The following is an 18,030-nucleotide window of genomic DNA, read 5'->3' as shown; positions in this document are numbered from 1 at the left end:
CGTCAGCCCTTCATGACGTTGACGTCTTCGACGTCGATGGTGCCGCGGTTGCGGAAGAAGCAGACGAGGATCGCCAGCCCGATCGCCGCCTCGGCCGCCGCGACGGTCAGGACGAAGAGCGTGAACACCTGCCCCGAGAGGTCCCCGAGGAAGCCCGAGAAGGCGACGAAGTTGATGTTCACCGCCAGCAGGATCAGCTCGATCGACATCAGGATGATGATGACGTTCTTGCGGTTCAGGAAGATGCCGAACACGCCGATGACGAACAGCGCCGCCGCGACGGTGAGGTAGTGCTCCAGTCCGATCATGTCGGCCCTTTCCGGTCGTCGGGGGCGGGTCGGGCGGCCCGCCGTCGTTCGTGTGCCCCTCTGCCCCGTGGGGCGGCGGGCTTCAAGGCGCGCGGTCAGCCGATGAAGCTGAATCCACCGAAGATGAGGATCACGAGGACCACGATGATGATGATGAGCGTCGTGCGGGACATGGCGGTCTCCTCCGGTTGAACCTCTGCTCGGCCTAGAGCCCCTGCCCCGGCTGCACGTCCGAGACGTTCATCGCCTTGGCCGGGTCGCGCAGCACCTGCTGCACGATGTTCTGCCGCTTGACGTCCGCCCGGTGGCGCAGCGTCAGGGCGATGGCCCCGATCATGGCGACCAAGAGGATCAGCCCCGAGAGCTGGAACATCAGGAAGTAGTCGTCGTAGAGGATCAGGCCCAGCGCGGCCGTGTTCGCCTCGGCCACCGGGGGAAGTGCGTCCAGTCCGCTCGCCACGACCACGCCCTCCGCCGCCTCCCAGACGCCGAAGGCCAGCGCCAGCTGCATCAGGAGGACGACGCCGATCAGGAGGGCGAGCGGCATGTAGCGCGCCATCTCGGCCTTCAGTTCGGCGAAGTCGACGTCCAGCATCATCACCACGAAGAGGAAGAGCACCGCGACCGCGCCCACGTAGACGATCACGAGCAGCATCGCGACGAACTCGGCCCCCACGAGGACGAAGAGCCCCGCGGTCGAGAGGAAGGCAAGGATCAGCCACAGCACCGAGTGCACCGGGTTGCGGCTGACGACGGTCATCAGGCCGCCGGTCACCGTGGACAGCGCGAAGAGGTAGAAGGCGAGGGCGGCGACGGTCATTCGTCGGTCTCCAGTGCGTCGGTGGCCAGCGTCATGGCCTTGTTCATGGCGGGCATCCCGCCGAAGAGGCCCATCATCCCGATGGTCTCCATGATCTCCTGCTTGGTCGCCCCGGCCTCTACGGCGTGGCGCACCGTCATGCGGATCTGCGCCTCGGCCTGCGCGCCCGTCACGGTCAGGCCCGCGAGGGTCAGCAGCAGCTTGGACTTGGCGTCCAGCCCCTCGCCGGTCGGCCCCTTGCCCATGAAGGTCTCCATGACCTCCTTGGGCATCGTCGGCCACAGCTTCTCGAACCCCTGCGGCGTGAACGACTCCAGCGCGGGGTTCATGGCGCGGGCCATGTCCTGCGCGGAGGAGAGCCACGCGGCGAAGGGGTTCGGGGCGTCGGTCATCGGTAGGGCGCGTCCAGCTCGATGTTCTTGGCGATCAGCGCCTCCCACCGTTCCCCGTTCGCGAGCAGCTTCTCCTTGTCGTAGAACAGCTCCTCGCGGGTCTCGGTGGCGAACTCGAAGTTCGGCCCCTCGACGATCGCGTCCACCGGACAGGCCTCTTGGCAGAAGCCGCAGTAGATGCACTTCGTCATGTCGATGTCGTAGCGCGTGGTCCGGCGCGAGCCGTCCTCGCGCGGCTCGGCGTCGATGGTGATGGCCTGCGCGGGGCAGATCGCCTCGCAGAGCTTGCAGGCGATGCACCGCTCCTCGCCGTTGGGATAGCGGCGCAGCGCGTGCTCGCCGCGGAAGCGGGGCGAGAGCGGCCCCTTCTCGTGCGGGTAGTTCACGGTAGCCTTGGGGGCGAAGAAGTACTTCAGACCCAGCCGGAACCCCTCCCAGATGTCGGCCAGCAGGAAGTACTTGCCGGCCCGCTTCCAGTCGATGCTCGTGTCGGTGGTGGTCATGTCAGATCACTCCGGGGATTTCCCACCGGGCCCAGAAGGCACCGGCGACTTGGAACTTGGCGAGGAAGGCCACGATCACGACCCAAGCGAGCGACATCGGCAGGAACACCTTCCAGCCCAGCCGCATCAGCTGGTCGTAGCGGTAGCGGGGCACGATCGCCTTCACCATCGCGAAGAGGAAGAAGAAGAACGCCATCTTCAGGATCATCCAGTGCGCCCCGTCGCCCAGCAGCGGGATCTCCCCCAGCTCGCCGAAGCCGAAGGGCGACAGCCAGCCGCCGAAGAACAGCAGCGAGGTGAGCGCGCACATCAGGAAGATCGCCGTGTACTCGCCCGCCATGAACAGCAGGAAGGGCGTGGAGGAGTATTCCACCTGGTAGCCCGCGACCAGCTCCGACTCGGCCTCGGGCAGGTCGAAGGGCGGGCGGTTCGTCTCGGCCAGCGCCGAGATGAAGAACAGGAACACCATCGGCAGGTGCGGCAGCCAGTACCAGCCGAAGAAGCCCGCGCCGGTTTCCTGCGCCGCGACGATGGCGCCGAAGTTCATCGACCCCGTCGACAGGATCACCCCGATGATGATCAGGCCGATCGACACCTCGTAGGAGATCATCTGCGCCGCCGAGCGGAGCGAGCCGAGGAACGGATACTTCGAGTTGGACGCCCAGCCGCCCATGATCACGCCGTAGACCTCCAGCGAGGAGACCGCGAAGACGTAGAGGATCGCCACGTTGATGTCCGAGACGACCCAGCCCTCGTTGAACGGGATCACCGCCCACGCGACGAGGGCGAGGACGAAGGACACCAGCGGGGCCAGCATGAAGACCGCGCGGTCGGCCCCCGCCGGGACGACGACCTCCTTGACCACGTATTTCAGCGCGTCGGCCACCGTCTGCAGCAGGCCGAAGGCGCCGACGACGTTCGGCCCCTTCCGCATCTGAACGGCGGCCCAGATCTTGCGGTCGCCATAGACGAGGAACAGCATCGACAGCATCACGAAGGCGACGACGGCCAGCACCTGCGCGAGGATCGTCAGGCCGATCCCCGTGGGCGTGCCTAGGAAAACGATGAAGGTGTCCAAGGTCGTTCTCTTCCCGTCGTCGGGCGGTGGTCTAGACCGCCGGTATGCCTTGCGCCGCGCATTCCGAGAGCGCGACCTCCGCCTCGATGGTCCGCAAACCGCCGGGGATCGATTGCGAGACGGTGTAGACACCATCGCCCCGCCAGATTCCACCCTGCCGCTCGACGTTCGTCCGCACGTGGCGCGCGAAGCCGAAGCCCCGGATCAGGGCGTACTGCGCTGCGGCACAGTCGCCATAGGCGATGACGTCCTGGTTGTCCCGCGCGCCCCGCATCTCGGTGCGGAACTGCACGAGGTCGTCCTCCAGCAGCCGCGTCGTGACGCCGAGATACTCGGGCCGGAACACGCTGATGTCGCCCCCGTCGGGGACGGCTTGGCACCCGGCCAGCGCCAAGGCCAAGACCACGATCCTCACTCGGCGGCGATGGGCTGCGGCTCGCGGCCCCGCGCCAGTTCCGACAGCTCGGCCATCAGGCGCGAGGCGCGGGCGATTGGGTTCGACAGGTAGAAGTCGGCGATCGCGGTGCCGAACGCCCCCTGCCCCAGCGATCCCCCCTCGCCGTCGGTCCAGTCGTTCTCGGCCAGCTCGTCCACCTGCCCCAGCACCGGCGCCGCCTTGACCAGCGCGCGGCGGCAGTCGGCCAGCGTGTCCCACGGCAGTTGCTGCCCGGCCTCCGCCGAGAGCGCACGCAGGATGGCCCAGTTCTCCTTGGCCTCGCCCGGCGCGAAGGAGGCGCGCAGCGCCAGTTGCGGGCGCCCTTCCGTGTTGACGTAGAGGCCCTGCTCCTCGGTCCACGCGGCGGCGGGCAAGATCACGTCCGCCTGGTGCGCGCCCCGGTCCCCGTGGGAGCCTTGGTAGATCACGAACGCCCCTTCCGGCACGTCCACCTCGTCGGCGCCGAGGTTGTAGATCACGTCCGCCGACAGGGCGGCCTCGATCCCGTCGCCCATCGCGCCCGCGTCCAGCGCGCCGACGCGGCCCGCTGCGGTATGGAGGATCAGGACGCCCTCGCCCAAGCCCTTCGCCGCCTCCAGCACGGCGGCCCCGTCGTCGCCCGTAAGCGCGCCCATGCCCACGATCACGAGGTCATGGCCGCCCTCGGCCCCCGACAGCGCCGCCCGGTCCGTGCCGAGGTGGTCGTAGTCGTAGGTCAGGTCCACGTTCTCGCCGATCAGCGACACGTCCGCGCCCCGGATCCACGCCTGCCGGATACGCGCGTTCAGCACGGGCGCCTCGACGCGCGGGTCCGCGCCCACGATCAGGATGCGGCGCGCGCCGTCGATGTCCTCGATGGCCGCCGTGCCCGCGTAGGACGCGCGGCCCGCATGGCCGACCTTCGCCCCGTCGGTCCGCGCCTCGGTCGTGCCGCCGAGCGAGTCCATCAACTGAACCAGCGAGAACGCGGCCTCGGCGGGCGCGAGGTCGCCCACGATCCCGGCCTTGCGCCCTTCGCCGGTCAGCGCCTTCGCAGCGGCCTCCAGCGCCTCCGGCCACGTCGCCGGGCGCAGCTTGCCGCCCTCGCGGATGTAGGGCCGGTCCAGCCGCTGGCGGCGCAGCCCGTCCCAGACGAAGCGCGTCTTGTCGTCCAGCCATTCCTCGTTGATGCCGTCGTGGTTGCGCGGCAGCACCCGCATCACCTCGCGGCCCTTGGTGTCCACCCGCACGGCGGCGCCCAAGGCATCCATCAGCCCGATCGTCTCGTGCTTCGTCAGCTCCCACGGGCGGGCCGTGAAGGCGTAGGGCTTGGAGACCAGCGCGCCCACCGGGCACAGGTCGATGATGTTGCCCTGCAGGTTCGACTTCAGCGTCTCGCCCAGATAGCTGGTGATCTCGCTGTCCTCGCCGCGCCCGACCTGACCCATCTGGGTGATGCCCGCGACCTCGGTCGTGAAGCGCACGCAGCGAGTGCAGGAGATGCAGCGCGTCATGTGCGTCTCGACCAGCGGCCCGAGGTCGAGGTCGACGGCCGCGCGCTTGGGCTCGCGGTAGCGCGAGAAGTCCACGCCGTAGGCCATCGCCTGGTCCTGCAGGTCGCACTCGCCGCCTTGGTCGCAGATCGGGCAGTCCAGCGGATGGTTGATGAGCAGGAACTCCATCACCCCCTCGCGGGCCTTCTTGACCATGGGCGAGTTGGTCTTGACCTGCGGGGCCGCGCCGTCCTTTCCGGGGCGCAGGTCGCGCACCTGCATGGCGCAGCTCGCCGCCGGCTTGGGCGGGCCGCCGACCACCTCCACGAGGCACATCCGGCAGTTGCCCGCGATGGACAGCCGCTCGTGGTAGCAGAAGCGCGGGATCTCGATCCCGGCCTCCTCGCAGGCTTGGATCAACGTCATCGCGGCGGGAACCTCGATCTCCCGCCCGTCGATCACGATGGTTCGAAGGTCGTCGCTCATGGTCGTCCCCGTCCGTCCGGTCGGGTCCGGTCCTAGACGAGCCGCGCGCCCGATGCCAGCGGGGGAACGCCGTCATTCCGTCGCGGCGGGCGACCGGCCGTCAGTCGCTCAGGAACGACCCGATGTAGCTGTCCTTCGCGATCTCCGCCCGGCCCACCTCGCAATGCGCCGCCTCGTTCCCCTCCGGCGCGCCCATCGCGGCCAGCCGCTCCCGCGCGACCGCCTCGAGGCGGTCCTTCTCGGCGTCGTCGTCGATCCACGCGTCGATCTCGGACTTCGAGTAGCCGAGGTCGCTCGCCCGGCCCCGGATCGACATCAGCTGCGTCACGCCCCGTACCCGACGCGCCGAGATCGAGTCGCACCGCTTCGAGATCTCGTAGGCGATCCCGATGGCGATCAACGGCTCGACCACGTTGGGCTCGTCGCCGAGATCGGCGGCGGCCGGCAGCGGCGCGGCGAGGGCGGCGGCGAGGAAGGCGGCGGCGATCGGTCGGGTCATCGGATCCTCCGGGTGTGCGGTGACGTCCCCCCGAATGTCGGACCCCGCCCCCGGCGTGGCAAGGGACGCCCCCGGCGCACCCGCTGTCGGGCGGAGGTCATCCGATGACGCGGGCCTCAGCGGGTGGTGCAGGTCCCGGTCAGGATCAGCGCCCCCTCGCTCAGGACGAGGGCGTCGGCCTCGCGGTCCGGGCCGGCGTCCCACAGGATGTCGCTGCCGCCGAAGCGGTTCAGGCAGTATCCGATCGCGCGGTGCCGCCCCGCCTCCAAGGCGCCCGCCACGCTGCGCGAGGGCTGCCCCACCGACACGGCGAAGCCGCGGCGGTCCGGCGTGGTGGCGGAGATCCGCGTGCGGAAGCGCTGGCCGTCGAACTCGACGCGGTTGGTGCCGCCGTCGGGCGTGCGGAACGGAACCGGGATGGAGGCCAGCCGCGCGCAGCCCGCCACGGCGGCCAGCGCCAGCACACACGCGATCACCCTCGTCGCCGTCATCCGTCCACCTCCAGCAGCAGCGCACCGATCGCGCTGCCCTCCTCCAGTTCCGTGCGCCCGGCGGCGCAGGCCACCTCCGAGGGCGCCCCCTCGGCCAGACCATGCCGCGCGAGGAAGGCGTCCTGCAAGGCCGCGATGGCGGGCTGCGGATCCTCCATGCGGGCGAGCAGGTTCTGCGGGTCGAACCCGTCCGCCGTCAACCGGGCGAGCACGTCCTCGGACAACCGCGCCGCGGCGCCGAGATCGACGCTCAGGGTCGGGCAGGCCAAGGCCACCGCCTGCGCCGCCGCGGAGGCGACGACGCCCTCGACGAAGTAGTCGGGCGAGGGCGCCGGTTCCTGCGCCATCGCGGGCGTGGCGCAGAGCAGCAGAGCGACCGCCCTCATCGCGCGAGCAGCCGACCAAGGGAGGTGCCCTGCGCGAGCTCGCTGCGCCCGACGAGGCACAGCCGGTCCTTGTCGCCGGGCGACACGCCCCGCGCCTGCAGGTAGCGGATGGCGGCTCGGCCCCCGTCGTCCTGGTCCAGCCGGAGGATCGCGTCCCGCGTCTGCTCGTCCGAATAGCCCAAGGCCTGCATCTTGCGGACGAAGGCGAAGAGCTGCGCCCGCGGCGACCCGCCCCTCAGCCGCAGCCCCTCGTCGGCGCAGACGTCCGCGATTACCTGCGCGACGGCGGAGTCGCGGGCGAACTGGAACGCCGCGGCCCGGAGCGACCGCGTGTCCGCGTTGGTCGAGGTCAGCTTGCGCGGCGGCTCGACGGGCTCCGCCGGGGTGCAGGCGGCGAGCCCGGCGAGGCCGAGCGCGGCGAGGCTTCTGCGGATCATGGCGGTCCTCCTGTCGACGTCCGGCATAGGCCGAACCCCGGCGCGGCGCTAGGCCAGCGCCGCCCACAGGCCGAGCAGCGCGAGGCCCAGCGTGGCCAGCGCCCCGACCGTCCACGTCGCGGAGCGCGCCATCTGGTTCTCCGTGAACACGTGCACCGCGGCGGTGGCGACCCGCGCGACCACGAACGCGGAGGCGAGAAGGTTCGTCAGCAGCGGCGACGCCCCCGCGAGGATGCAGGCCACCGTGGCCGCGACGAACATCCCGTTCGCCTCGATCGCGTTGCGGAACGCCCGGTCCCGGCGGTAGGCCGGATCGGAATAGTCGCGCACGATCATCCCGCTCTCGGTCCGGGCGCGCGCCTTGCCCATCGTCGAGCCGACCAGCAGCGCCGCCATCAGCAGTGCCCACAGCGCGAGCGACGCGACCGCGTGGGCATAGGGGGCGAAGAGGTCCAGATCGGCGAGCCGCTCGGCGACGAACGCGCCCTCGATCCCCTGCGCCGCCGCCGGGGCGGCCACGAGCGACAGCACGAGGGCCGCGCGGATCACTCCGCCGCCACCGCCGCCGCCGGGGCCACGCGCTTGTGGCGGATGCGGTCCTCGATCTCGTCGCGGAAGTGCCGGATCAGGCCTTGGATCGGCCACGCGGCGGCGTCGCCCAAGGCGCAGATCGTGTGCCCCTCCACCTGCTTGGTGACGTCGAGCAGCATGTCGATCTCCTCGACCTCCGCCTCGCCGCGCACCAGCCGGTCCATGACCCGCATCATCCAGCCCGTCCCCTCGCGGCAGGGCGTGCACTGGCCGCACGACTCGTGCTTGTAGAAGGCCGAGAGACGCCAGATCGCCTTCACGATATCCGTCGACTGGTCCATCACGATCACGGCGGCCGTCCCGAGGCCCGACTTCTGCTCGCGCAGCCAGTCGAAGTCCATGATGGCCTCCTTGGCCGTGGCCGAGGGCAGCAGCGGCACCGATGATCCACCGGGGATCACCGCCTTGAGGTTGTCCCACCCGCCCCGGATGCCGCCGCAATGCTTGTCGATCAGCTCCTGGAACGGGATCGACATCGCCTCCTCGACGACGCAGGGCCGGTTCACGTGGCCCGAGATTGCGAAGAGCTTGGTGCCCTTGTTGTTGTCCCGCCCGAACTGACTGAACCACGAGGCGCCGCGCCGCAGGATGGTCGGCACGACCGCGATGCTCTCGACGTTGTTGACCGTGGTGGGGCAGCCGTAGAGGCCCGCGCCCGCCGGGAAGGGCGGCTTCATGCGCGGCATGCCCTTCTTGCCCTCGAGGCTCTCCAGCAGCGCCGTCTCCTCGCCGCAGATGTAGGCCCCCGCGCCGTGGTGGACGTAGAGGTCGAAGTCCCAGCCCGACCCGGCCGCGTTCGCGCCCAGGAGGCCCGCGTCGTAGCACTCGTCGATGGCGGCCTGCAGGGCCTCGCGCTCGCGGATGTATTCGCCGCGGATGTAGATGTAGCAGGCGTTCGCATTCATCGCGAAGCTCGCGATCAGGCACCCCTCGATCAGCGTGTGCGGATCGTGGCGCATGATCTCGCGGTCCTTGCAGGTGCCCGGCTCGGACTCGTCGGCGTTGACCACGAGGTAGGCGGGGCGCCCGTCGCTCTCCTTGGGCATGAAGGACCACTTGAGCCCCGTCGGGAAGCCCGCGCCGCCACGCCCGCGCAGGCCGCTGTCCTTCATCTCCTGCACGATCCAGTCGCGGCCCTTCTGGATCAGGCCGGCCGTCCCGTCCCAGTGGCCCCGCGCCTTCGCGCCCGCGAGCGACCGGTCCAGCCGCCCGTAGATGTTGGTGAAGATCCGGTCCTCGTCCTTGAGCATCACTCGTCTCCGGTCCGGCGCGCGCGCCACATCAGGATCCCCGCCACCACCGCCCATCCGAGGACGGCCAGCGCGGCGAGGTCGAACAGGGCCACCCACCGCGCGGGCCACCCGTAGGTCGCGCCCAAGGCCTGCACGATCATCCAAGCCGCGAACGTGCCCACGATGGTCAGGGCGAGGGTTCGGGCGCGGCGAGCGCGGGTCAGGTCGTCGGGCGCGGTCATTCGCGCCCTATCAATCCCCCCGGCCCCTTCGCGTCAAGGAGACGCGGACGCGAAAGGGGGCGCTAGATCGACGCCCCCCTCCCGGTCCGGAACTGGCGGCGCTCAGTACACGCCGCCCTTGTCCACCTTGTTCGAGAAGGCCGTGTCCTCGCCCCGTGCCAGCTGCCCGGCCTGCGCGACCCAGTTGTCCCGGCTGACCCGGCCCTTGAACCCCTCGAGGTTGCTGTCGACCCACGCGACCTCCTCCGGCGTCCAGGAGGCGATCTGGTCGTAGTGCCAGAAGCCCAGACGGTTGCAGAGCTGCTCCATCTTGGGACCCACGCCCTTGATCCGCTTGAGGTCGTCCGCGGAGCCGCCGCGCGGGGCGTCGAGCGTCGCGGGCTTCACGCCGGGCGAGGCGTCGGCGGCGCGGGCCGCCGCGTCGTCGGCCCCCTCGTCGAACACCTCCGCCGCCTCGTCGGCGGGCTGCACGGGCTCCCCGTCCGGCGTCCAGATGTCCGATCCCGACGCGCCCGCGTCCTCCTTGACCTCGTCGCGCGCGGCGAGGTGGCCCTCGACGCCCCCGCCCGGGGCGGCCTCGCCCATCGCGCCCATGTCGGCGGCGGTCCCGGCGGGGGTCGATGCGGCGTAGGCCGCCGTCCCCGCGGCGGTCTCCGCCGCCGTCCCGCCCACGTGCGAGCCGGTGAACTGGTCCCCGCCCTCGCGCGCGGTGACCGGATTGTCCGGATACCCGCCATCCACGTGGGTCGCGCCGTCGCCCACGCCGCGGGCGGGCTGGGCGGGATCGACCTCGTTGTAGCTCTGCGCCGCGGTGGTCGCGGTGGGCGCGGGCATCGTCGTGATCCCCGCCGCCATCGCCGCCTCGTTGCGGCTCACGCGCGGACGGGCCGCGTCGAACGGCGTCGCGGGTTGCGGGGCCTCCGGCGAGATGATCGCCCCGTTCAGGGGGGCGGGCTGGGCCTGCGGGATCGGGTTGGCCGTCGCGCCCACGGGCCGGGCCACGCCCGGGTCGGCGGCGTTGATCGGCGCGGGGCTCGGGACGCGGGTCGCGGGCGCGGCCTCGGCGGCGAAGCTGCCGCCGGGCCCCGGCGAGATCGCGCGGTCCGTGGCGGCGTCGCCCAGCCCGGTCGACCGCGCCGTCGAGGCCCCGGAGTGACCCGGCGCCGTCCGGTGCGGGGATGGCGCGACCGGCGCGCGGGCCGGGGCGGGGACGGCCGCCTCGCCGGGCCGCCCGCGCGCGACGGCGTCTGCGTTCGGCGTCAGCACCCCGTGCGCGCCCACCGGAGCGGCGACGGGCCGTCCGACCGTGAGCGTGAGGAGCACGCCAAGCGCGGCGGCGACGACCGCCCCGCCGAAGATCGCCTGCAGCAGGCTCCAGTCACCGAGGATCAAGAGCAGCGCGAAGGCCCCCGCCCCCGCGAGGGCGGCCACGCCCCAGCAGATCGCGAGGCTCTCGAGCGTTCCAGAGGGTCTGTCCATGCCGTGTCTCCCGATACGGGGAGGGTCGGCTCAGTAGACCTCCCCCTTGGTCACGCGGCTGGAGAACGCCGTCTCGCCGCCTTCGGACAGGATTTTAGCCTGTTTCACCCATTCGTCACGCGTGACGCGGCCCTTGAACCCCTCGAGGTTCGAGTCGACCCACGCGACCTCCTCCGCGGACCAGTTGGCGATCTGGTCGAAATGCCAGAAGCCCAGACGGTTGCAGAGCACCTCCAGCTTCGGCCCAATCCCGCGGATCGCCTTGAGGTCGTCGGCCTCGCCGCGCGGGGCGTCGAGCGTCTCGGGCTTGGTGCCGATCGAATCACCGCCGCCGGACGGGGCCGGGGCGCTGCCACCCCGCGCGCCGGCGCCCAAGGCCTGCGCGGTCTGCGCGTCACCGCCAGCCGCCGACCCGGCGGGCGGGCTGATCGAGGGGTCGAACGCCCGCGACCCGGCTCCGACCGGCGCCTGCTGCGCGTCCGCCCGCGGCGTGCCGGACGCGTCGCCGGCATTGCCCGACGGCGTGGCCGACCCGGTGGATCCGGCGGGCGTGGACGTCGCCTCGGCGGCGGTCTTGGTGCCCTTCGGCTCCCCGTCGTCGTCGGTGGTGCCGCTCACCTGCGGCCCCGGCGCGGCGCCGCGCGCGGCCGCGGTGGCGTCCCCGCCGAGTCCCGCGCCCGGTTTGCCCGCCGGCTCGTCGGCCACGGCGTCGATGTCGGGGCGGCCCTTCGCCTTCGCGTCCGACCCCCGCACGTTGGCGTAGCCGTCCGACGAGTCGCCGCGCGCCCGGTCCGGCTCCGGCGCGCCGGGCATGCGCCCGCCCTGCCGCCCATCCGGCCCGTCGGGGTGCATCAGCGGGTCGCGCGCCGCCGCCTCGGGCCGCTCGTCCGCCTGCGCCGCGTCGCGCCACGGCGCGCGCAGCGGCACCTCGGTGCCGTCGATGCGCTTCACCGTGTCGCCGATGGAGGCCGCCAGCGCCTTCGAGGCGTTCGCGTCCTCCGCAGTGTCGCCCTCGGTCAGCGAGGTGAACCCGCCTTCCGGCTCCGAGGCCCAGCGCCCGTTCTGCGGACCCGGCGCGGGCACGTCGCCGGCCCGGAACTCCTCCAGCATGACCTCCAGCCGCTCCGGCGTGAGATCCTCGTAGTAGTCCTTGCCGATCTGGGCCATGGGCGCGTTGGAGCAGGCCCCGAGGCACTCGACCTCCTCCCACGACAGCGCCCCGTCCTCCGAGATCTGGTGCGGCTTGCCCGCGATCACGCGGCGGCACACCCCCACGAGGTCCTCGGCCCCCATGATCATGCACGACGTCGTCCCGCAGATCTGGACGTGAGCCTTGGCGCCGACGGGCTGGAGCTGGAACATGAAGTAGAAGGTCGCGACCTCGAGGCCGCGGATGTAGGCCATGTCGAGCATCTTGCAGACGTGCTCGATCGCGGGCCGGGTCAGCCAGCCCTCCTGCTCCTGCGCCCGCCACAGCAGCGGGATGATCGCGGAGGCCTGCCGCCCCTCGGGATACTTCGTGATCTGCGCCTCGGCCCACGCTTGGTTGGCGGGGGTGAAGGCGAAGGCGTCGGGCTGGTCGGCATGGAGGCGGCGGAGCATGGTCTCTCCCGAAGATCTGGCAGGGGCGTCCTTGCCGCAGGCCCGCCGGGCGGACAAGGGGGCGGGCCCCCGCCCCGGACGTCAGGTCGCGGGTCCGGGACGCCCCGGATCGGCCGCGATCCACCCGCCGAGCAGCCCGACGCGCCCCGCGATCCGCGCCCGCGCGTCCCCCGCGCGGGCCACCGCGTCGAGCGCCCTGCGCCGATCCGCGTCGGTCGCCCAGCCTACGCAGAGGTCGTGCAGCCGCCCTTCCGCGCCGCGGGCGATGCCGTCCAGTTCGCCCAGCGCCGCGATGGCGCCCGGCGGGTCCGCCTCGGGCACGGCGACGAAGCCCGCCCCCATCCGGGCCGCGACCCAGTCGAGGTCCGCCCGTCGCGCGGGCGTCGCGCGGAGCACCCGTTCCGTCGTCGCGCGCGTCACGCGAAGCGGCGCGTCCCCCAGCGCGGCCAGCGCCTCGCCCAGCCGCGCATGGCCCCCCGCCGCGTCCGGGCCGGCCACCGGCGGCCCCGCGTGGAGCGCATGGACGTGCAGCACCGCGATCGCCTCCACGGGCAGCGCGGCGTTGACCGCCTCGTTGGGCGCGTCCGGCGGCGGGACGCCCAGCCGATGGGCGAAGTCCGCGACCACGTCGCCGCCCGACAGGTCCGCGCGGCGGTAGGGCAGCAGCGTCACCGCCTCCGCGCCGAATACCCGCTCCAACGCCTCCAGCCCGGCGCGGTAGTCCTGCACCATGAAGGCGTCCACGACCCGCCGCCCCATCCGGATCTGCTGCTGCGTCTTGCTGGCGACCGCCTCGGCGGGGGGGCGTAGGTAGGCGATCACCTCCCACGAGGCGACGCGCGGGCGCACCGCCTCGGCGAAGGCGCGCAGCGCCGCCTCGGGCGCGGCTCCCATGTCCTCGGCGGAGATCAGCGCGCGCGCGGTCCGGACCTGCGCCAGCCCCGCGTCCAGATCGGCCCGTGCCGCCGCGGCGGACGTGTCGGGATCGGCCCCGCCGCGCAGGAAGGCCGTCCGCCGGTCGCCCGGATCGAAGGCGAGCCGGAACGGGCGGGAATGGTTCCGCTCCCGCCACGGGACGTGGGTGACGTCGCCCACGGGGCCGCGCGCGAATGCGGCTTGGATCGCGGTGGAGCCGGTCTTGTGCATCCCCGCATGGATCACGAGATGCGGGCGCCGCCCCGCCAAGGCCCGCCACGCGGCGCGCAGGCGTACGGGGAGCGGGGGCGGCGTGGGGATCATGCGGCGCGGGACGGCGCCGGGGCGGCCCGGAGCGGCCGCCTCAGCGGTCGATCTCTCCGAACACCACGTCCAGCGTGCCGATGATCGCCGCCACGTCCGCCAGCTGGTGCCCCTTGGACAGGTGGTCCATCGCCTGCAGGTGCGCGTAGCCCGGCGCGCGGAGCTTGGCGCGGTACGGCTTGTTCGACCCGTCCGAGACCATGTAGACCCCGAACTCGCCCTTCGGCGCCTCGACGGCGGCATAGACCTCGCCCGCCGGCACCTTGAAGCCCTCGGTGTAGAGCTTGAAGTGGTGGATCAGGCTCTCCATCGACGTCTTCATGTCGCCGCGCTTGGGCGGGGTCAGCTTGCCGCGCGCCAGCACGTCGCCCTTGCCCGCCGGGTCGCGCAGCTTGGCGATGCACTGCTGCATGATCCGCAAGGACTGCCGCATCTCCTCCATCCGGCAGAGGTAGCGGTCGTAGCAGTCGCCGTTCGTGCCCGTCGGGATCAGGAACTCGAACTCGTCGTACAATTCGTACGGTTGCGCGCGGCGCAGGTCCCACGCGAGGCCGGAGCCCCGTGCCATCACGCCCGACATGCCCCAGTCCAGCACCTCCTGCTCGGACACGACGCAGATGTCGACGTTGCGCTGCTTGAAGATGCGGTTCTCGGTGATCAGCCCGTCGATATCGTCGAGCGCGGCGGGGAACTGCTCGCACCACTGCTCGATGTCGTCGATCAGGTCGTCGGGCAGGTCCTGGTGCACGCCGCCGGGCCGGAAGTAGGCCGCGTGGAGCCGCCCGCCGGAGGCGCGCTCGTAGAACACCATCAGCTTCTCGCGCTCCTCGAAGCCCCAGAGCGGCGGCGTCAGCGCGCCCACGTCCATGGCCTGCGTCGTCACGTTCAGCAGGTGCGACAGGATGCGCCCGATCTCGCAGTAGAGCACCCGGATAAGGCTAGCCCTGCGCGGGATCTCGATCCCCGTCAGCTTCTCGATGGCGAGGCACCACGCGTGCTCCTGGTTCATCGGCGCGACGTAGTCGAGCCGGTCGAGGTAGGGCAGGTTCTGGAGATAGGTGCGGCTCTCCATCAGCTTCTCGGTGCCGCGGTGCAGCAATCCGATATGCGGGTCGCACCGCTCCACGATCTCGCCGTCGAGCTCCAGCACGAGGCGCAGCACGCCGTGCGCCGCCGGGTGCTGGGGGCCGAAGTTGAGGTTGAAGTTGCGGATCTTCTGCTCGCCCGTGAGGGCGTCCTCGAAGCCGCGCGGATTCAGGTCGCCGTCCATCTCAAGCACTCTCCGTGTTCACGTGGCCCGCCGACATGCGATGCGCGTCGCCGGGGGCGCCACTCGTCCTCGTTGCGCGTCTCATCGAAGGGCACCGGCACGCGCAGACCAGCGCGCCGGAAGGTGCCCCATGATGCCTTCGACGGCCGCATACTCGTCCTCGAACAGCCGCGCGAGCCGACGGCCGAGGTCCGGATCGATCTTCGCGTCGAAGCTGTTGGCGAAGCGCTTCGACGGGTTCGCCGGCTCGTAGGGAAGGCCGAGGAACGCGCAGATCGCCCGGACGCCCTCCTCCGAGAACATCTCCTCGAAGAAGACGAGATGCGTCCGTTCCGGCCCGAACGTCCGCAGCAGCCGTTCCGCGACGACCGAATAGCGCGAGTACTGCACGAGCCGCTTCGTCTCGCCGGACAGCGCGGCCTCGGCGATCGCGTGCGCCCGCGCCCGCATCGCCTCGACCTGATCCGCGGTCGTGCGGCCCGCCTTGACGGCCTTCGGATCGAGCCCGGACTGGTTCCGCGCCTGCATCCGGGCGTGCGACCACAGCCGGTCCACCGGGTCGCGCATGATGTAGATCGCCCGGACGTCCGGCGTCAGCCGCGCGATCCGGGAGACCTCGTCGTCGCCCAACGTCCCGTAGGACGGCGTGATGTCGTAGCAGAGCGCCCCTTCCGGCGCGCCGTCGCAGACGAGGGAGAGGTAGGCCTCGTCCGTCATGCGGCCCTCGTCGACGATCCGCTTGTAGCGTTCGAGCCTCGCGCGCCGCGCGTCGGCGGCGGAGCGCGAGGAGAGGTGCTCGGCGATGCGCTTGCTCAGGCGCGGCCGATCCTTCGGGCGGACCCGGTTGAAGAAGTGCATCTCCTTCGAGGGCGGCGCGAAGGTGTCGTCGCGCCCGACAAGGTAGCGCGACAGCCATGTGGTGCCCGCCTTCGGGGCCCCGAAGCCGACGAGCAGCGGGTTCATGCCGCACCGCCCCGACCCGCGCCGGCGGCTCCGTCGGGCCAGCGCGCACCGCCCGCGGGGGACCTGCGAGGGGCGCGCCTCACCCCTGCCCCCCGGCCTTCTCGTCGCCCGGCATCACGTACTCCGCCCCCTCCCACGGGGACATGAAGTCGAACTGCCGGTATTCCTGCGTCAGCTTCACCGGCTCGTAGACCACCCGCTTGAGCACCTCGTCGTAGCGCACCTCGGTGTAGCCCGTCGTCGGGAAGTCCTTGCGCAGCGGATGCCCCCGGAAGCCGTAGTCCGTCAGGATGCGGCGCAGGTCCGGATGGCCCGAGAAGAGGATGCCGAACATGTCGAACACCTCCCGCTCGAACCAGTTGGCGCCGGGATGGAGGTCGATGATCGAGGGCACGATCTCCTCCTCGCGGACCCGCGCGCGGACCCGGATGCGCGCGTTCCGCCGCATCGAGAGGAAATGGTAGACCACCGCGAAGCGGCGGTCGTCGCCGGGATGGTCCACCGCCGTGATGTCGATCAGCGTGGTGAAGAGCAGCTGCTCGTCGGCCTGCAGGAACTCCACCAAGGCGGGGATGTCCGACACCGTCACGTCGAGCGTCAGCTCGCCCCGGTCGATGGAACGTCCGGCCACGAGGTCGGGCTGGCGCAGCTCGATATGCGCGGCCATCTCCTCCAAGGCGTCGGAGGGGGCGATGTGGGGCGTCGTCACGAGGGCCATCAGCGCACCAGCGTCCCAGTGCGGCGGATCTTCCGCTGCAGCTGCAGCAGCCCGTAGAGCAGCGCCTCCGCCGTCGGCGGGCAGCCCGGCACGTAGAGGTCCACCGGCACGATCCGGTCGCAGCCGCGCACCACGGAGTAGCTGTAGTGGTAGTAGCCGCCGCCGTTCGCGCAGGACCCCATCGACAGGACGTAGCGCGGCTCGGGCATCTGGTCGTAGACCTTGCGCAGCGCGGGCGCCATCTTGTTGGTCAGCGTGCCCGCCACGATCATCAGGTCCGACTGGCGCGGGGAGGCGCGGGGCGCCGTGCCGAACCGCTCCATGTCGTAGCGCGGCATGGCGGTGTGCATCATCTCGACCGCGCAGCAGGCCAGCCCGAACGTCATCCAGTGCAGCGAGCCGGTGCGCGCCCAGTTGATGACGTCCTCCGTCGAGGTCAGCAGGAAGCCCTTGTCCTGCAGCTCCCGGTTGAGGAGCTGCGTGGCATGCTCCTTGTCGGCCTCGGCCGTGTTCAGTCCGGTCTGGACGCCCATCGGTGCCCCCTGCTTTCGGGATCGGGACGGCCCCCGGTCCGGGCCCGTCCACGTCGTGTCGGGGCCTAGCCCACGCCCCGTGGGGGGTCAACGCGGCCCACCCCCGATATGGGGGCGGCGCGGCGACGCGGGGAGGGGTGCGGGTGCGGGACGGGGAGAAGCCCCCGGCGCGGGGAGGGGCGCGCCGGGGGCTTCGGGACGCGGCGGGGGGAGGGGCCGCCGGTTCGGGGGATCAGGCGTCGCGCAGGCCGCGCTCGATCAGGGGGACGGCGACGAGGGTGTAGAGCACGTGCCCCCACAGCGCGACCCACGTGATCCCCGTGAAGCCGAGGAAGGCGGGCGCGCCGGTCACGAGATGCGCCATCACGTAGAGGGCGAAGATCCACAGCGCGACGCCGTAGGCGGCGGCGGGCACGGACCAGTGCAGGCCGGGCGCGACCTTCCGCCAGACCGGGCGGGCGACGAGCAGCCAGCCGAAGGAGTAGGCCACGAGGCCCGTCAGGATGTGCAGCAGGTCCGCCATCCCCTTCGGCACGTCGCCGAGGACCGTCTTGAGCGTCGACTGGGCGAGGCCCACGGGCGCCAGCTTGGCGTAGCCGAGCATCGGCGCGAGACCCTGCCCGAAGGCGTCGAAGGCGAGGGTCGCGAAGGCACCGGCGGTCAGCGTGACGACCGCGGCGCGTGGCAGGTCGGCGGGGAGGAGCGGGGTCTCGGTGGCGAGGGTCATGGGATGTCTCCGTGTCTGGTGTTGGAGACGTTCTCGCATGTCCGGGACCGGTCCGTCCTCCGCCGCGGCCCCGCCTCACGCGTCGGTCACGCGGGCGGAGCGGGACGCGGGGATTCCGTGATCGGC

Annotated in this window: 22 protein-coding genes; all 22 read right to left on the bottom strand. The window is 71.7% G+C overall.

Features of this window, described 5'->3' with window-relative positions; all coding sequences use genetic code 11:
- Positions 1-2: 2 nt before the first annotated feature.
- The 22 genes from nuoK to JQC91_RS07690 all read right to left on the bottom strand — a co-directional run bounded on the left by nuoK (position 3) and on the right by JQC91_RS07690 (position 17,904).
- Positions 3-308: an NADH-quinone oxidoreductase subunit NuoK gene (nuoK, locus tag JQC91_RS07795; RefSeq protein ID WP_203286235.1), complete on the bottom strand. Its 306-nt coding sequence runs from the start codon at positions 306-308 to the stop codon at positions 3-5.
- A 205-nt stretch (positions 309-513) separates the two neighbouring features.
- On the bottom strand, positions 514-1,128 hold the full coding sequence (locus tag JQC91_RS07790) for an NADH-quinone oxidoreductase subunit J (protein WP_203286234.1): 615 nt from the start codon (positions 1,126-1,128) through the stop codon (positions 514-516).
- Positions 1,125-1,520 carry a carboxymuconolactone decarboxylase family protein gene (locus JQC91_RS07785; protein ID WP_203286233.1) on the bottom strand — a complete coding sequence of 132 codons (396 nt, stop codon included), beginning with the start codon at positions 1,518-1,520 and terminating at the stop codon, positions 1,125-1,127. Before JQC91_RS07785 ends, JQC91_RS07790 begins: the two co-directional genes overlap by 4 nt.
- Positions 1,517-2,023 (bottom strand): NADH-quinone oxidoreductase subunit NuoI, encoded by a 507-nt coding sequence (gene nuoI, locus JQC91_RS07780; protein WP_203286232.1) that lies wholly within the window; start codon positions 2,021-2,023, stop codon positions 1,517-1,519. The genes JQC91_RS07785 and nuoI overlap by 4 nt, the downstream gene beginning before the upstream one ends.
- A gap of 1 nt (position 2,024) precedes the next feature.
- Positions 2,025-3,101, bottom strand: coding sequence for an NADH-quinone oxidoreductase subunit NuoH (gene nuoH, locus JQC91_RS07775; RefSeq protein ID WP_238941370.1), 1,077 nt, complete (start codon positions 3,099-3,101; stop codon positions 2,025-2,027).
- A gap of 31 nt (positions 3,102-3,132) precedes the next feature.
- Complete coding sequence (locus tag JQC91_RS07770; protein WP_238941444.1) at positions 3,133-3,501, bottom strand: hypothetical protein; 369 nt, start codon at positions 3,499-3,501, stop codon at positions 3,133-3,135.
- 11 nt (positions 3,502-3,512) lie between these two features.
- Entirely contained in the window at positions 3,513-5,495 is a 1,983-nt protein-coding gene (gene nuoG, locus JQC91_RS07765) for an NADH-quinone oxidoreductase subunit NuoG (protein WP_203286229.1), read from the bottom strand.
- Positions 5,496-5,595: 100 nt separating this feature from the next.
- The gene (locus JQC91_RS07760; protein ID WP_203286228.1) at positions 5,596-5,994 is read right to left on the bottom strand and encodes a DUF5333 domain-containing protein; all 399 of its coding nucleotides are present in this window, start codon (positions 5,992-5,994) and stop codon (positions 5,596-5,598) included.
- Positions 5,995-6,110: 116 nt separating this feature from the next.
- A complete protein-coding gene (locus JQC91_RS07755) occupies positions 6,111-6,485 on the bottom strand; it encodes a hypothetical protein (protein ID WP_203286227.1) in 375 nt (124 codons plus the stop codon).
- Positions 6,482-6,871, bottom strand: coding sequence for a DUF5333 family protein (locus JQC91_RS07750; protein WP_203286226.1), 390 nt, complete (start codon positions 6,869-6,871; stop codon positions 6,482-6,484). The genes JQC91_RS07755 and JQC91_RS07750 overlap by 4 nt, the downstream gene beginning before the upstream one ends.
- Positions 6,868-7,308 (bottom strand): DUF5333 family protein, encoded by a 441-nt coding sequence (locus JQC91_RS07745; RefSeq protein ID WP_203286225.1) that lies wholly within the window; start codon positions 7,306-7,308, stop codon positions 6,868-6,870. Before JQC91_RS07745 ends, JQC91_RS07750 begins: the two co-directional genes overlap by 4 nt.
- Positions 7,309-7,356: 48 nt before the next feature.
- Complete coding sequence (locus tag JQC91_RS17970) at positions 7,357-7,857, bottom strand: MAPEG family protein (protein WP_203286224.1); 501 nt, start codon at positions 7,855-7,857, stop codon at positions 7,357-7,359.
- On the bottom strand, positions 7,854-9,149 hold the full coding sequence (gene nuoF / locus JQC91_RS07735) for an NADH-quinone oxidoreductase subunit NuoF (protein ID WP_203286223.1): 1,296 nt from the start codon (positions 9,147-9,149) through the stop codon (positions 7,854-7,856). Before nuoF ends, JQC91_RS17970 begins: the two co-directional genes overlap by 4 nt.
- Positions 9,149-9,373: a DUF5337 family protein gene (locus JQC91_RS07730; protein ID WP_203286222.1), complete on the bottom strand. Its 225-nt coding sequence runs from the start codon at positions 9,371-9,373 to the stop codon at positions 9,149-9,151. Before JQC91_RS07730 ends, nuoF begins: the two co-directional genes overlap by 1 nt.
- A gap of 102 nt (positions 9,374-9,475) precedes the next feature.
- Positions 9,476-10,852: a hypothetical protein gene (locus JQC91_RS17965; protein ID WP_238941369.1), complete on the bottom strand. Its 1,377-nt coding sequence runs from the start codon at positions 10,850-10,852 to the stop codon at positions 9,476-9,478.
- 30 nt (positions 10,853-10,882) lie between these two features.
- Positions 10,883-12,454 (bottom strand): NADH-quinone oxidoreductase subunit NuoE, encoded by a 1,572-nt coding sequence (gene nuoE, locus JQC91_RS07720; protein WP_203286221.1) that lies wholly within the window; start codon positions 12,452-12,454, stop codon positions 10,883-10,885.
- Between the two features lie 81 nt (positions 12,455-12,535).
- Positions 12,536-13,693, bottom strand: a complete 1,158-nt coding sequence (locus tag JQC91_RS07715; protein ID WP_203286220.1) for a hypothetical protein — start codon at positions 13,691-13,693, stop codon at positions 12,536-12,538.
- Positions 13,694-13,733: 40 nt separating this feature from the next.
- Positions 13,734-14,963 carry an NADH-quinone oxidoreductase subunit D gene (locus JQC91_RS07710; protein WP_203286219.1) on the bottom strand — a complete coding sequence of 410 codons (1,230 nt, stop codon included), beginning with the start codon at positions 14,961-14,963 and terminating at the stop codon, positions 13,734-13,736.
- Between the two features lie 81 nt (positions 14,964-15,044).
- A complete protein-coding gene (locus JQC91_RS07705) occupies positions 15,045-15,926 on the bottom strand; it encodes a sulfotransferase (RefSeq protein WP_203286218.1) in 882 nt (293 codons plus the stop codon).
- A gap of 79 nt (positions 15,927-16,005) precedes the next feature.
- Positions 16,006-16,644 (bottom strand): NADH-quinone oxidoreductase subunit C, encoded by a 639-nt coding sequence (locus JQC91_RS07700; protein WP_203286217.1) that lies wholly within the window; start codon positions 16,642-16,644, stop codon positions 16,006-16,008.
- Complete coding sequence (locus tag JQC91_RS07695; protein WP_203286216.1) at positions 16,644-17,177, bottom strand: NADH-quinone oxidoreductase subunit B; 534 nt, start codon at positions 17,175-17,177, stop codon at positions 16,644-16,646. The genes JQC91_RS07700 and JQC91_RS07695 overlap by 1 nt, the downstream gene beginning before the upstream one ends.
- Before the next feature lie 232 nt (positions 17,178-17,409).
- The gene (locus JQC91_RS07690) at positions 17,410-17,904 is read right to left on the bottom strand and encodes a hypothetical protein (RefSeq protein ID WP_238941368.1); all 495 of its coding nucleotides are present in this window, start codon (positions 17,902-17,904) and stop codon (positions 17,410-17,412) included.
- Positions 17,905-18,030: the final 126 nt, after the last annotated feature.

The sequence above is a fragment of the Jannaschia sp. Os4 genome (genome assembly GCF_016820245.1).
GTDB lineage: Bacteria > Pseudomonadota > Alphaproteobacteria > Rhodobacterales > Rhodobacteraceae > Jannaschia.
This window is presented reverse-complemented; position numbering and strand designations above follow the sequence as displayed.

Coding starts and splice junctions, on each gene's coding strand:
- JQC91_RS07745 (WP_203286225.1), bottom strand. CDS start 7,308: ATGATCCGCAGAAGCCTCGCCGCGCTCGGCCTCGCCGGGCTCGCCGCC.
- JQC91_RS07760 (WP_203286228.1), bottom strand. CDS start 5,994: ATGACCCGACCGATCGCCGCCGCCTTCCTCGCCGCCGCCCTCGCCGCG.
- nuoE (WP_203286221.1), bottom strand. CDS start 12,454: ATGCTCCGCCGCCTCCATGCCGACCAGCCCGACGCCTTCGCCTTCACC.
- JQC91_RS07785 (WP_203286233.1), bottom strand. CDS start 1,520: ATGACCGACGCCCCGAACCCCTTCGCCGCGTGGCTCTCCTCCGCGCAG.
- JQC91_RS07715 (WP_203286220.1), bottom strand. CDS start 13,693: ATGATCCCCACGCCGCCCCCGCTCCCCGTACGCCTGCGCGCCGCGTGG.
- JQC91_RS07730 (WP_203286222.1), bottom strand. CDS start 9,373: ATGACCGCGCCCGACGACCTGACCCGCGCTCGCCGCGCCCGAACCCTC.
- JQC91_RS07750 (WP_203286226.1), bottom strand. CDS start 6,871: ATGAGGGCGGTCGCTCTGCTGCTCTGCGCCACGCCCGCGATGGCGCAG.
- nuoF (WP_203286223.1), bottom strand. CDS start 9,149: ATGCTCAAGGACGAGGACCGGATCTTCACCAACATCTACGGGCGGCTG.
- JQC91_RS07690 (WP_238941368.1), bottom strand. CDS start 17,904: ATGACCCTCGCCACCGAGACCCCGCTCCTCCCCGCCGACCTGCCACGC.
- JQC91_RS07700 (WP_203286217.1), bottom strand. CDS start 16,644: ATGGCCCTCGTGACGACGCCCCACATCGCCCCCTCCGACGCCTTGGAG.
- nuoG (WP_203286229.1), bottom strand. CDS start 5,495: ATGAGCGACGACCTTCGAACCATCGTGATCGACGGGCGGGAGATCGAG.
- JQC91_RS07695 (WP_203286216.1), bottom strand. CDS start 17,177: ATGGGCGTCCAGACCGGACTGAACACGGCCGAGGCCGACAAGGAGCAT.
- JQC91_RS17965 (WP_238941369.1), bottom strand. CDS start 10,852: ATGGACAGACCCTCTGGAACGCTCGAGAGCCTCGCGATCTGCTGGGGC.
- nuoI (WP_203286232.1), bottom strand. CDS start 2,023: ATGACCACCACCGACACGAGCATCGACTGGAAGCGGGCCGGCAAGTAC.
- nuoK (WP_203286235.1), bottom strand. CDS start 308: ATGATCGGACTGGAGCACTACCTCACCGTCGCGGCGGCGCTGTTCGTC.
- JQC91_RS07755 (WP_203286227.1), bottom strand. CDS start 6,485: ATGACGGCGACGAGGGTGATCGCGTGTGTGCTGGCGCTGGCCGCCGTG.
- JQC91_RS07790 (WP_203286234.1), bottom strand. CDS start 1,128: ATGACCGTCGCCGCCCTCGCCTTCTACCTCTTCGCGCTGTCCACGGTG.
- JQC91_RS07710 (WP_203286219.1), bottom strand. CDS start 14,963: ATGGACGGCGACCTGAATCCGCGCGGCTTCGAGGACGCCCTCACGGGC.
- JQC91_RS07705 (WP_203286218.1), bottom strand. CDS start 15,926: ATGAACCCGCTGCTCGTCGGCTTCGGGGCCCCGAAGGCGGGCACCACA.